Here is a 12366-nt window from a genome sequence, read left to right on the forward strand (position 1 = left end):
ATGGATGCTCCCCGGACTGGGAGGAGGCCCGGTGACTCGAGTCGCTGACCCTGCAACAAGGTTGAATACGGGTGATATCGCCGATCGCCCGCTCTCCGAGGCGCAGCTGCGCTGGTGGGTTGCTCAGCAGTTGAATCCCGGACTTCCCCACACCGTGGCGATGTACCTGGACCTGACCGGCCCGCTGCGGATCGAGCCGTTGCGGGAGGCCGCCGCGATGGCGGCATGGGACCTGCAGTCGCCGCACATCCGGTTCCGGATCCGCGCCGGTGGACCGCGGCAGTACCTGGATCCGGAGGCATTCGACACGCTGCGGGTGGTCGATCTCGCCGGGACCGCGGACCCGATCCGGACGGCCTCCGAACAGATGGCGAACGACTACGGTACGCCGCTGGACCTGCTGCGCGACCGATTGTCGACGGCCGTCGTGTACCGCCTCGAACCGCAGCGGCACCTGCTGTACCTGCGTAGTCATCACATCGTTCTCGACGGGGTCGGCGCCGCGGCGGTGCTGCGCCGCACCGCCGAACTGTATGCCGACCGTATCGGCGCCGACCCGGTGGGCCCGGTGACCCGGGAACCACTGTCGATCGGTGACCTGGTCGCCGACGAGGCCGCGTATCGGGACTCCGACAGCGCGCGTGCCGATGCCGAGTACTGGCGTGAACAGCTCGCCGAACTGCCGTCCTGCACCGGCTTGAGCGGAACCACCGCGCCGGCGGAGCCGACCCCGCACCGGATCGGGGGACCTGTTCCCGAGACCACCGCCCGCCGGCTCGCACAGGCACGGGCGCGCACCGGGGCGGGGTTCACCGAACTCACGATCGCCGCCTTCGCCGGCTATCTCGCCGCGATGACCGGACGCGACGATGCGGTGGTAGCGCTGCCGCTGGCGGTGCGTCCCACCGCTGCGTTACGCCACTCCGCCGGCTCGTTGTCGAACGTGGTCCCGCTGCGGCTGCGCGGGGTGGGGGAGGCGACGGTGTCGGAGCTCATCGATCAGGTTCGGCTCGGGCTGATCGGTGCGCTGCGCCATCAGCGGTATCGCGGCCCGGACCCGCGCCCCGGCCGCCGCGAGAACCGGGTGCCCGGTAGCGGTTTCGGTCCGGTGGTCAATGTGCTGGGGTTCGGCGAGCCGCTGCGGTTGGGCTCCGTCACCGGTCAGGCGGTACTGCTGGCGCAGGGGCCGGTCGAGGATCTGTTGATCAGTGCGTACCAGCTCGGTGCGGACGAGCATTCCGCGCGCGTCGACATGCTCGCGAATCCGGCACTGTACTCGCGGGCCACCCTCGCGTGGCACCACGAGCACTTCCTCACCTACCTGCACGACTTCCTGGGCGCCGCACCGGATCAAGTGATTTCGGGCCTGTCGCCGCGCGACATCGTGGTGGTGCCCCCGCGTCGCGTCACCGCCGGCGCCCGTACGTTGCCCGAGCTGCTCCGGCGCGCGGTCGACGCCGACCCCGACGCGATCGCGGTGGTGGACGGGGACCGGCGGTGGACCTACCGGGAGTGGGACGAATGGGGTGCGCGGTGGGCGCGTGAGCTACTCGAACACGGTGTGGGCCCCGGGGATTCGGTGCCGGTTGCGCTGCCACGTTCGGCCGAATCGGTGCTGGCGCTGTGGGCGATCGCGATGACCGGCGCCGCATTCGATCCCATCGACCCGTCCGGCCCCTCGGTCGCGCCGCTGTCGGGATCGCAGGCGCGCGTCGGGATCACCTCGAGTGCCGTGCGCTCCGGGTTGCCGGACGGCCCGGAGTGGGTCGTGCTGGACAGTCCGGAATGCGTTGCACGGGTGGCGGGCCGGTCCGGCGCGGCGGTTGCGTCCGGGGAGCGAATCCGTCGCTTGCGCCCGGATCATCCCGCCTACGTCGTCCCGCTCTCGGCGTCCAGGCGACGGTCCAGAGCAGTGGTCGTGACCCATCGTGGACTCGCCGATCTGACCCGGCACATCGTCGATACCTATGCGGTGCGCGCGGATTCACGGGTACTGCACGCGCATACGTCCTCCTTCGACGCGCATCTGCTGGAGCTGCTGGCCGCGTTCGCTGCCGGCGCCCGCCTGATCGTCGAACCACCCGCCGTGGTGGCCGGTGCCGAACTGCGAGACCTGCTGCGGGAGCGTGGTATCACCCATCTGCTCAGCACGCCCGCGATCCTCGCGACGCTGCAGCCCTGTGAGCTGCCACGGCTGCGGGTCGTGGTGGTGGGCGGGGAGGTATGCCCGCCGCACCTGGCCCGCCGGTGGCGCGGATGCGTGCGGTTGTTCAACAGTTACGGCCCCTCCGAGACCACGGTCATGGCGACCCAGTGCGAGGTGCGTGAGGACGACGGCGCGGTCCCGATCGGCACCACGCTGCCTGGTGTGCGTGCGCTCGTACTCGACGAACGGTTGCTGCCGGTGCCGCCCGGACGTCTGGGTGAGCTGTACCTCGGCGGTGACGGGGTGGCGCAGGGGTACCGCGGTGATCCGGCGGCGACGGCCGCCCACTTCGTCGCGGATCCGCAGAATCCGGGCCGCCGCTGTTATCGGACCGGCGATCTGGTCCGCATCGATCCCGCCGGTGTGGCCCAATTCCTCGGCCGTCGCGGTGCGCGCTGATCCGCACCACAGTGGACCGGGAGAACACGCGTACCGAGGATGCTGCGGCGGCCGAAGCGGGGTGCCATACTCCACGAATGCACCGGCTACCACGCTGTTTTGCTGTCCTGCTCGCCGCATTCGCCTCGATTGCGGCGATCGTTCCGGGGACGGCGTCGGCCGCTCCCGGGGCTCCGGCAATCCTCGGTGTCCACCCCCTGGGTGGCCGTCAGTATTCGGTGGACGTCTACTCACCGGCGATGAACAGGCAGATCACCGTGTGGATGTCGCATCCGGATTTCGCGGCGCCGGCGCTGTATCTGCTCAATGCGATCGACGGTGGCGAGGACGGTGGTCCGTGGATGAACCGGACCGATGTCGCGCAGTTCTTCGCCGACAAACCGGTCAACGTGATCGTGCCGATGGGTGGCCGGGCCAGTTACTACACCGACTGGAAGTCCGACGATCCGGTGCTGGGCCGCAATCAGTGGACCACCTTCCTGACCAGGGAGCTGCCGCCGCTGCTGCAATCGCGATTCCAGCTGACCGGCCGTAATGCCGTCGCGGGGACATCGATGTCGGCGACCTCGGCGCTCGATCTCGCGATCGGCGCCCCCGGCCTGTATCAGGCGGTGGGGTCCTACAGCGGGTGCCCGGTGACCAGCGGCCCGCTGGCGCAGGCGTATGTGTATTCCCAGCTCGGGATCTTCGGTGCGAATGCCGGAAATATGTGGGGCGGTCCGATCGATCCCGCCTGGACCGCACACGATCCGGTCGCCAACGCCGACCGGTTGCGGGGGATGGCGCTTTACATCTCCTCGGGCAACGGTTCGCCCGGGGTGCACGACACGCTCGCCGATCCCTCGATTGCCGGTGATGCGGCGAAACTCGCCAACCGGATCAGCGTCGGCGGTGCGATGGAGGCCGTCGTCGGCCAGTGCACGCAGCAACTGACCGATCGCCTCGCTGCCCTGGGTGTTCCGGCGACGGTAGTGAAGCACAACGGGACCCACGCCTGGCCCTACTGGCAGGACGACCTGCACAATTCGTGGCCGGTTTTCGCCGGCGCGCTGGGCGTCTGAATTCGGCGCCGCGGCCGATCAGCTCGCGGGTGCTCGCAGCGCCGGATACCAGATCTCGGTCAGTACCTCCGCCGCCTCGTCGACGGTGACCTCGATGGTGCCCTGCATCGCCCACCGGGTGAAGAAGCGTTCCAGCTGCGCCACCAGTAGTTCGATCCGCAACCGTGCCTCGTCGTGGCGTGCGCGCGGCCAGCGCGACAGGTACTCCGGCATGCTGTCGGCGAGCTGATTGATGCCCTGGCGAGCGAGATCGCGGAACTCCGGTTCCAGTGCCGTCGCCTCGTCCCAGGCCGGCAGCAGTTCCTTGTTGTCGACGAACCATCCGATGGCCCGGCGTACCCAGTCGGCGAATTCGTCGCGGGAGTTGCTGCTGAGCACGCGGTCCAGATCGCGATAGTAGGACTGGACCCCGGTGAGTGTGTCGTCCCGCGCGATATCCCGGAGGACTTCCGGTTTCCCGGTGAAATGCAGGTAGAAGGTGGCCCGGCTGCATCCCACGGCCGCGGCGATGTCGTCGACCCGGACGGCGGTGTAGCCCTCCTGGGCGAACAGCCGCCTGGCCTCGCCCACGATGCGCTGCCGTGTCGCACGCTTCTGTTCGTCGCGCAGCGTCCCCCGCCGGGCCGTCGATTCCGAAGGCATGGAGTCGATGATAGCCGCCTGCCAACTCACTGGACGCCATGTCCAGTGAGTGCTAGCGTGTGTGCCACGTCACGTCCGGCAGCGTGTCGAACAGGAGATCGAGTTGGAAACACGCCCATTGCCCCGGGTATGCGTCATCGGCGCCGGACCGTCGGGTATCACCACTGCCAAGCGGCTCGCCGAATACGGCATCCCCTTCGACTGTTACGAGGCCTCCGACGAGGTCGGCGGTAACTGGTACTACAAGAACCCGAACGGAATGTCGGCCTGTTATCAGAGCCTGCACATCGACACCTCGAAGTACCGGCTGCAGTTCGAGGATTTTCCGGCCCCCGAACACTGGCCCGATTTTCCGCACCACTCCGAATTGTTCGAGTACTTCAAGGATTACGTCGACCACTTCGGCCTCCGCGACCACATTCGGTTCAACACGACAGTGCTGCATGCCGAGCGTGATGCGCACGGGTTGTGGCTCGTCACCACCGAGGCCGGGAACGTCCGGACCTACGACGCGTTGATCGTCTGCAACGGCCACCACTGGGACCCTCGTCTTCCCGAATATCCGGGCGAATTCGACGGTGTGCTCATGCACAGTCATGCCTACAACGATCCGTTCGATCCGATCGATATGCGCGGCAAGCGAATCGTGGTCGTGGGGATGGGCAATTCCGGACTCGATATCGCCTCGGAATTGTCGCAGCGCTTCCTCGCCGAGAAGTTGTTCGTGTCGGCCCGCCGAGGTGTGTGGGTGCTGCCGAAGTATGTGAAGGGTATGGCCGCCGACCGGCGCAGCACACCCGGGTGGCTACCGCCGAAGCTGGCCTTGAAACTGCGGCAGCGTTTCATTCGCAAGAATCTGGGGTCCATGTCGGGCTACGGACTTCCCGACCCGGATCATCTTCCGCTCGAGGCGCATCCGTCGGCGAGCGAAGAGTTCCTGCACCGGGCGGGCAGCGGTGATATCACCGCCAAACCGGAGATCACCAGGCTGGACGGGCGGCAGGTCCATTTCGCCGACGGCAGCGTCGAAGAGATCGATGTGGTGCTGTGCGCGACCGGCTATCACATCAGCTTCCCGTTCTTCACCGATCCCGCCCTGCTGCCCGACAGCGAGAATCGAATTTCGCTGTACCAGCAGATGATGAAGCCGGGGATCGACAATCTGTTCTACGTAGGCTTGGCACAACCGTTGCCCACGCTGGTGAATTTCGCCGAACAGCAGTCGAAGTTCGTCGCCGCCTACCTCACCGGTCGCTACCACCCGCCGACACCCGAGCAGATGAACACGGCCATCGCGGCGCGCGAGTCGCGGCGTGCGGCCCGCTACTACGACTCCCCACGTCACACCATCCAGGTCGAATTCGCGCCGTACGTGGCGGAATTGACCAAGGAACTGGAAGTGGGTGCTACCCGGGCCGCGGCCGCGGGCAGTACGCTGCCGGTTCGGCCGCGCGCGGTACAGGAGGCCGGGTGACCAGCGCGGGGCTGTGCCAGGAGCAGTTCGCACCCGTCCGGGAGTTGTTCGATCGGCAGTTGAGTAGCGGGGCCGAAACAGGTGCCGCACTGTGCGTGATCCGCGACGGGGAGCCGGTCGTCGACCTGTGGGGCGGTTATGCCGACGCGGCGCGGGAAAAGCGCTGGGAATCAGACACACTGGTCAATGTCTTCTCCATCACCAAGACCATGACAGCGCTGTCGGCGCTGCTGCTGATCGATCGCGGAGAACTCGATCCTCGTCGGCCCGTGGCGCATTATTGGCCGGAGTTCGCCGCAGCGGGGAAGGGCGACATCGAGGTTCGGCAGCTGCTCGCGCACACCTCCGGGGTGTCGGGCTGGAATCGGCCGATCGAACTGGCCGATATCTACGACGTGCCGGCCGCCGCCGACCGGCTCGCCGCGCAGGCGCCCTGGTGGGAGCCGGGTACCGCCTCCGGCTATCACGCACTCGATTACGGCCATCTGATCGATGCGCTGATCCGCCGGGTGACCGGTCGTAGCCTCGGCCGGTTCTTCGCCGAGGAATTGGCGGGGCCGTCGGGCGCCGACTTTCATATCGGTACCGGCGCAGCACATTTCGATCGGATCGCCACTCTGGTGCCCCCGCCGCGACGCGTGGTCGACCGCAGCAAGCTCGACCCGGACAGCATCGCGGTGCGCACCATGACCAGCCCGGTGCTCGACATCGCGGAAACAGCCACGCCGCAGTGGCGCCGGGCCGAACTGGGTGCGGTCAACGGACATGGCAACGCGCGCTCGATCGCTCGGGTGCAGTCGATCGTCTCCGCCGGCGGAGAGCTGGACGGCACCCGGATCCTGTCGCCACGCACCCTCGACCTGATCTTCGAACAACAATCCGACGGTATCGACCTCGCGCTCGGGCTGCCCGTGCGCTTCGGGATCGGCTACGGCCTGCCGCACCCGCGTGCCACGGCCGCGCTGCCGTCCGGCCGGGTGTGCTGGTGGGCCGGCTACGGCGGCTCCCTGGTCGCCAACGATCTCGACCGCCGGACGACAGTGGCGTACTGCATGAATCGGATGGGGCCGTCCCTCCTGATCGACGAACGCGCCGACGCCTACCTACGAGCGATCTACGCCGCGATGGAGGTTCCGCTGTGATGCGCGCACTGCAACTGACCGCACCGGGCACCCTGGAACTGCGGGAGATACCGATCCCGGAAATCGGCCCCGCGGATCTCCTGCTGAAGGTGGGCGCCGCCGGTCTCTGTCATTCGGACTCGTTCGTGCTCGGCCTGCCGTTTCCGCTGCGCGAGGATCCGCTGACCATGGGGCACGAGATCGCCGGCACCATCGAACGGGTCGGTAGCCAGGTCGAGGGCCGCCGGCCCGGCGAACGCGGACTGGTGTATCTGTGCTGGTCCTGCGGTGTGTGCCGGGAATGTGTCAGCGGTAACGAGAATGTCTGCCTGGCAGCCGGGCGGACCGCGATGCCGCCGTGTCCGGGATTGGGGCCGGACGGCGGGATGGCGGAATACGTCCGGATCCCGGCGAGCGCGTTCGTGCCGATCGGTGAGCTGGACTTCGCCGAAGCCGCACCGCTCGCGGACGCCGCACTGACCCCGTATCACGCGATTCGCGGCGCGGCCGATCAGTTGCGGCCGGGCGCCACCGCGGTCGCGATCGGCATCGGCGGGCTCGGGCATGTGGCGGTGCAGATCCTGAAGGCCGTCACGGCCTGCCGGATCATCGCCGTCGACATCACCACCGAGAAACTGGATCTCGCCACGAGCTGTGGTGCCGATCTCACGCTGCAGGCGGGGCCGACGACCGCCGAACAGATTCTGGACTGCACCGGTGGCCGGGGCGCGGAGGCGGTCTTCGACTTCGTCGGCAACGACACCACCGCGAAGCTGGCCGTCGAATCGGTCGCACCCAACGGCGCGTATCGCATGGTCGGCCTGGACGGTGGCATTCCGGGTATCGATGCCGGGCCGGCCGGTGGTCCGGGCCTGCCGTGGGGTGCGACCGTACGAAAGTCGTACGGCGGCACTCGAAGTGACCTCTACGCGGCGGTGGCTCTCGCTCAGCGCGGCGCGATCGACGTCGCGGTGGAACGGTTCGACCTCGCCGCCGGGCCCGCCGCCTTCGAGCGGCTCGACCAGGGCCTGATCCGGGGCCGTGCCGTGCTCATACCGTAACCGCGAAACGCCACCGGCAAGGTCGTGCGGCGTGCTATTGAGATCTGACCGTCCCGTCGGGGCGGATGGGTGAGAAGAGGACTGCCGTGTACGACAGCATTATCAAAGGCGGTATGTGGTTCGACGGTACAGGCGCGCCACCGGCGCTGCGCAACCTGGGCATCCGTGACGGCCGGGTGACGACGCTGTCGACCGACCCGCTGGACGAGTCCGGATGTGACCACGTGGTCGACGCCGCCGGAAAATGGGTGATTCCGGGGATGCTGGATATCCACACCCATTACGACGTGGAGGTACTGCTCGACCCGGCATTGTCGGAATCGGTGCGTCACGGCGTCACCACGGTCCTGATCGGCTCCTGTTCGCTGTCGACCGTGCACGTCGATCCCGAGACCGCGGGCGATATCTTCGGGCGGGTGGAGGCCATACCGCGGGCCCACGTGATCGATGCGGTGGCCGGGGCGAAGACCTGGCGCAGCGCCCACGACTACGCCGCCGCCCTGGATGCGCTCCCGCTGGGCCCGAATATCGCGAGTTTCCTGGGACATTCGGATATTCGGGCCGCCGAGATGGGACTCGACCGGGCCACCCGGGCCGAGGTGAAGCCGACCGCAGGTGAACTCACCGCGATGCGCCGGCATCTGGAAGAGGCCCTCGACGCCGGTTTCGTGGGCATGTCCTCGCAGCAGTTGCTGTTCGACAAACTCGACGGCGACACCTGCCGCTCCCGCACGCTGCCCTCCACCTATGCGTCGATGCGGGAACGGCACCAACTGAATTCGATCCTGCGGAGCCGTCGGCGCGCGCTGCAGGGCGGTCCCGATGTCTCGCGGCCGCAGAGCCTGGTGACCATGGGTCTGTCGAGTCTCGGGGTGGGACAGCCGAATCTGAAGGTCAGCCTGCTCTCGGCGGCCGATATCAAGGCGATTCCGGTGATGGCACACCTGTTCCCGGTGCTGGCCCGGACGGTGAACGCACTGGGTGGCGATTTCCGCTTCCAGCAGCTGCCGGTGCCGTTCGAGGTGTACGCCGACGGCATCGACCTGGTGATATTCGAGGAGTTCGGCTCCGGGGCGGAGGCACTGCACCTGGCCGACCAGCTCGACCGACGCCACCAGCTGCTGCAGGACACACAGTACCGGCGGCGGTTCCGCAAGGACTACGACCACAGATACGGGCCCCGCGTGTGGCATCGCGACCTGTTCGACGCCGAGATCGTGGACTGTCCGGACGAGTCCGTGATCGGTAAGACCTTCGGACAGATCGGGGTCGAGCGAGGTGGGGTCCATCCCGCCGACGCCTTCCTGGATCTGGTCGTCGAGTACGGGGCCAAGGTGCGCTGGCGTACCACCATCTCCAATCACCGTCCGCACGTCCTGAATCGATTCGCGGTGGATCCCGGTATGCAGCTGGGTTTCTCGGACGCCGGAGCGCATCTGCGCAATATGGCCTTCTACAACTTCGGGCTGCGGCTACTGCGCCGGGTGCGCGACGCACAGCAGGCCGGGCGGCCGTTCATGACGGTCGAACATGCGGTGCACCGGCTCACCGGTGAACTGGCCGACTGGTACGGCATCGATGCCGGTCGTCTGCGCGTGGGCGACCGGGCCGACGTGGTGGTGATCGATCCCGAACGTCTGGACGACGAACTCGACCGCTACGCGGAACAGACGGTTCCCTGCTACGGCAATCTTTCCCGAATGGTGAACCGCAACGATGCCGCGGTGAACGCCGTATTCGTCAACGGGCGGCGGGTTTTCGGTGACGGAGTGGCGGCGCCCGGACTCGGTTCGGCGCGTTCCGGGCGGTTCCTCGCCGCGTCCTGACCGTGGCGGCGGGAATCAGTCCGCGCTCGACTGCCCGTCCAGGTCGTCGAGTTTGCGGTGCAACACCGTGCGCTCACCGTCGTTGGTGCACCAGTGCAACGCCAGTTCCCACTCCGTGCGTGCCTCGGCGGTGCGCCCGGACCGGGCGAGTAATTCGCCTCGGACGGTCGGCAGCAGTTGCGATTTCGGCAATGCGCCGTCGTCGCGCAGGCGGTCCACGATCTCGAGCCCGGCCGCGGGACCGTCCATCATGGCTACCGCGACCGCGCGGTTCAGCTCGACCACCGGGGAGGGGGCCAACCGGCCCAGCGCCTCGTACAGGCCGACCACCCGCGGCCAGTCCGTGTCGGCGACCGACGGTGCCACGGCATGGCATTCGGCGATCGCGGCCTGGATCCCGTAATAGCCCAGCCCGTGTCGCTGTGCACGCGCCAGACAGGCCCGGCCGCGGCCGATCGCCGCCCGGTCCCAGCGTCGGCGGTCCTGCTGTTCCAGCAGGACGGGCGCGCCGTCGGGCCCGGTGCGGGCAGGGAACCGTGCGGCGGTCAACTCCAGCAGTGCCAGCAGTCCGAGAACCTCCGGTTCGTCGGGCAGCAGTGCGGCCAGCACCCGGGCCAGCCGTTGTGCCTCGCCGGCGAGGTCGAATCGGATCACCTCGGTGCCCGAGGTTGCGGCGGCCCGCTAGGTGAAACGCCTTGTCGAACACTAGGATACGATTGCCGAAGTGGAAGAGATCGTGCGCTACACCTACCGTTTGCGCCCCGGCGTGCAAGCAGTGCGCGCGCTCGAAACCGAATGGCATCGCTGCCGGTACTTGTGGAACGAAGCTGTTCACCAGCAGCGCACGGGTATGAAGCCCACCTTCTCGCGTCTGTCGAAGATGCTTACCGAAGCCCGCGGCCGCACCGCATGGTTGCGCGATGGGTCGCAGGTTGCCCAACAGCAGATGCTGCGCACCTACTCTCAGGCATTGGACCATTCCTTCAAGGTGAAAGGTTGCGGCCGACCGACCGTCAAGCCTCGCAAGGTTTCTTTGCCGTCGCTGGAGTACACGACGCGTGGTTTTTCGATCAGAGACGGTCGCCTGCGATTGCCGGGCAAGGTGTCGGTCCCGGTGGTGTGGTCGCGTGAGTTGCCGTCGGAGCCGTCGTCGGTGCGTGTGTATCGGGATTCGCTCGGCCACTGGTACGCCTCGTTCGTGGTGCGGCGAGAAGTTGACACCAGCGTTCCTACCGCGACGGGTGGTATCGGTTTCGACTGGGGTGTGTCGACCACGGCGACCGCCACCGACCCGGTCTATGACCTCCCATATGCGGGGCACCGCAAACGTTGTGCCGCCGAACTTGCTCGGGCGCAACGGAAGATGGCTCGCCGTCGCGGTGCGCGCGGGCAAGCTCCGAGTGCGGGCTACGTGCGCGCGCGTCGCCGGGCGGCGAAGATTTCCAAGAAGGCCGCCCGGCAGAACACGCATGCGGCTCGGGTGTGGGCGCGGCGTGTGGTCGCCGATCACCACACGATCGCGGTCGAGGATTTCACACCGAAGTTTCTTGCGAAGTCCACGATGGCCCGTAAGGCGGCTGATGCTGCGATCGGTGCGGCGAAACGGGAGTTGGTCGAGTGTGCTGTGCGGGCGGGGCGGAAGGTGGTGTTGGTTCCGCCCGCGTATACGACGATGACGTGTTCGAGTTGTGGTGCGAGAGCCAAGCAGCGGCTCGGACTGGATATACGTGTGTTCGAGTGTGCTGCTTGTGGCCACACCGAGGACCGAGATCGTAATGCTGCCCGAGTGATTTTGGCGGCCGCGGTAGAACTCGACCGTGTCAGTGCTGACGACGTAAGACATCACGGGCCTCCCTCGGGAGCGGTTGGTGGTGCGGTCCGAGCTGGAAATCCCCCGGCGTCAGCCGTGGAGAAGGGTTAAGGTGTTCTCCTTCGGTAGATAGGAGAGGCGGCGGATCGGTGCTGCGGGCCTGGCGTTCAGCCTCTGCCGGCGGTGCGCAAGGCCCAGGCGAGCACGCCGACCGCGCCGGTATTGGCGACGGCGCGCGCGATGTTCAGGGCCACCCACGGCCCCTCGAACTGCTGCCGCAGTGCCGCGAAATCTCCGGACGACACATCGGCCAACTGGTTGTTCAGCGGCACATTGCCGCCGGAGGTGATGAGGAAGCTGATCACATTCAGTGCCAGGGCGAGCAGGATCCACCACAGCACGGGGCGCTGATCGGCGCGCAGGTGCAGGACCGCGGCGAGGGCGGTGAAGGCGACCGAGCCGAGGAAGCTGAGCATGAAGACCGGATTGACGATCACGGTGTTGATCCGGTTCATCACGTCCACGAAGGTGCGGTCGTCGAGTTGGCGCAGCGCGAGCATGACCGAGCTGGCGTAGGCGTAGAAGACACCGGCGAGTAGACCGGTGGTGATGGTCGCACCGATCAGGGATCCGGTGGCGAAGCCGGAGGCGGTGGAACTGGCGGAGGCGGTGGTCGCTGTCATGTACTCAGTAAAGCGAGATAGAGCGAGCGTTCCCATGGTCTGGAAGCTTGGTTGCATACGCGAGCGTCCACCCTCGCGGCAGG

The 12366-nt window shown here is 67.4% G+C and carries 9 protein-coding genes and 1 pseudogene; 7 read left to right on the forward strand and 3 right to left on the reverse strand.

The window, feature by feature from the left end; all coding sequences use genetic code 11:
- Positions 1 to 31 precede the first annotated feature (31 nt).
- Both NV2_RS19210 and NV2_RS19215 read left to right on the forward strand, forming a co-directional pair.
- Positions 32 to 2605, forward strand: coding sequence for an AMP-binding protein (locus tag NV2_RS19210; protein WP_168436144.1), 2574 nt, complete (start codon positions 32 to 34; stop codon positions 2603 to 2605).
- A gap of 77 nt (positions 2606 to 2682) precedes the next feature.
- Positions 2683 to 3666, forward strand: a complete 984-nt coding sequence (locus tag NV2_RS19215) for an alpha/beta hydrolase (RefSeq protein ID WP_067876108.1) — start codon at positions 2683 to 2685, stop codon at positions 3664 to 3666.
- An 18-nt stretch (positions 3667 to 3684) separates the two neighbouring features.
- On the opposite strand, the gene NV2_RS19220 is transcribed toward NV2_RS19215, so the two are convergent.
- The gene (locus tag NV2_RS19220) at positions 3685 to 4308 is read right to left on the reverse strand and encodes a TetR/AcrR family transcriptional regulator (protein ID WP_067876111.1); all 624 of its coding nucleotides are present in this window, start codon (positions 4306 to 4308) and stop codon (positions 3685 to 3687) included.
- 103 nt (positions 4309 to 4411) lie between these two features.
- On the opposite strand from NV2_RS19220, the gene NV2_RS19225 reads away from it, so the two are divergent.
- The 4 genes from NV2_RS19225 (at position 4412) to NV2_RS19240 (ending at position 9790) form a co-directional block, all read left to right on the forward strand.
- Positions 4412 to 5782 (forward strand): flavin-containing monooxygenase, encoded by a 1371-nt coding sequence (locus tag NV2_RS19225; RefSeq protein ID WP_084475097.1) that lies wholly within the window; start codon positions 4412 to 4414, stop codon positions 5780 to 5782.
- Positions 5779 to 6924, forward strand: a complete 1146-nt coding sequence (locus NV2_RS19230; protein WP_067876118.1) for a serine hydrolase domain-containing protein — start codon at positions 5779 to 5781, stop codon at positions 6922 to 6924. The genes NV2_RS19225 and NV2_RS19230 overlap by 4 nt, the downstream gene beginning before the upstream one ends.
- Positions 6924 to 7964, forward strand: coding sequence for an NAD(P)-dependent alcohol dehydrogenase (locus NV2_RS19235; protein ID WP_067876121.1), 1041 nt, complete (start codon positions 6924 to 6926; stop codon positions 7962 to 7964). Before NV2_RS19230 ends, NV2_RS19235 begins: the two co-directional genes overlap by 1 nt.
- A gap of 65 nt (positions 7965 to 8029) precedes the next feature.
- The gene (locus NV2_RS19240) at positions 8030 to 9790 is read left to right on the forward strand and encodes an N-acyl-D-amino-acid deacylase family protein (RefSeq protein WP_067876124.1); all 1761 of its coding nucleotides are present in this window, start codon (positions 8030 to 8032) and stop codon (positions 9788 to 9790) included.
- A gap of 15 nt (positions 9791 to 9805) precedes the next feature.
- On the opposite strand, the pseudogene NV2_RS19245 reads toward NV2_RS19240, so the two are convergent.
- Positions 9806 to 10468, reverse strand: a pseudogene (locus NV2_RS19245) (RNA polymerase sigma factor); the annotation flags it as partial.
- 46 nt (positions 10469 to 10514) lie between these two features.
- Here NV2_RS19245 and NV2_RS19250 point away from each other — a divergent pair.
- Positions 10515 to 11711: an RNA-guided endonuclease InsQ/TnpB family protein gene (locus tag NV2_RS19250; protein WP_067876127.1), complete on the forward strand. Its 1197-nt coding sequence runs from the start codon at positions 10515 to 10517 to the stop codon at positions 11709 to 11711.
- Positions 11712 to 11767: 56 nt separating this feature from the next.
- Here the strand turns inward: NV2_RS19250 and NV2_RS19255 are convergent, their stop codons facing one another.
- Complete coding sequence (locus NV2_RS19255; RefSeq protein WP_067876130.1) at positions 11768 to 12283, reverse strand: anthrone oxygenase family protein; 516 nt, start codon at positions 12281 to 12283, stop codon at positions 11768 to 11770.
- Positions 12284 to 12366: the final 83 nt, after the last annotated feature.

The sequence above is a fragment of the Nocardia vermiculata NBRC 100427 genome (genome assembly GCF_001613265.1).
GTDB classification, from domain to species: domain Bacteria; phylum Actinomycetota; class Actinomycetes; order Mycobacteriales; family Mycobacteriaceae; genus Nocardia; species Nocardia vermiculata.

What these genes read in the sequence shown, in the direction of transcription:
- NV2_RS19215 (WP_067876108.1), top strand. Translation starts at nt 2,683, where the DNA reads ATGCACCGGCTACCACGCTGTTTTGCTGTCCTGCTCGCCGCATTCGCC.
- NV2_RS19220 (WP_067876111.1), bottom strand. Translation starts at nt 4,308, where the DNA reads ATGCCTTCGGAATCGACGGCCCGGCGGGGGACGCTGCGCGACGAACAG.
- NV2_RS19235 (WP_067876121.1), top strand. Translation starts at nt 6,924, where the DNA reads ATGCGCGCACTGCAACTGACCGCACCGGGCACCCTGGAACTGCGGGAG.
- NV2_RS19240 (WP_067876124.1), top strand. Translation starts at nt 8,030, where the DNA reads ATGGGTGAGAAGAGGACTGCCGTGTACGACAGCATTATCAAAGGCGGT.
- NV2_RS19255 (WP_067876130.1), bottom strand. Translation starts at nt 12,283, where the DNA reads ATGACAGCGACCACCGCCTCCGCCAGTTCCACCGCCTCCGGCTTCGCC.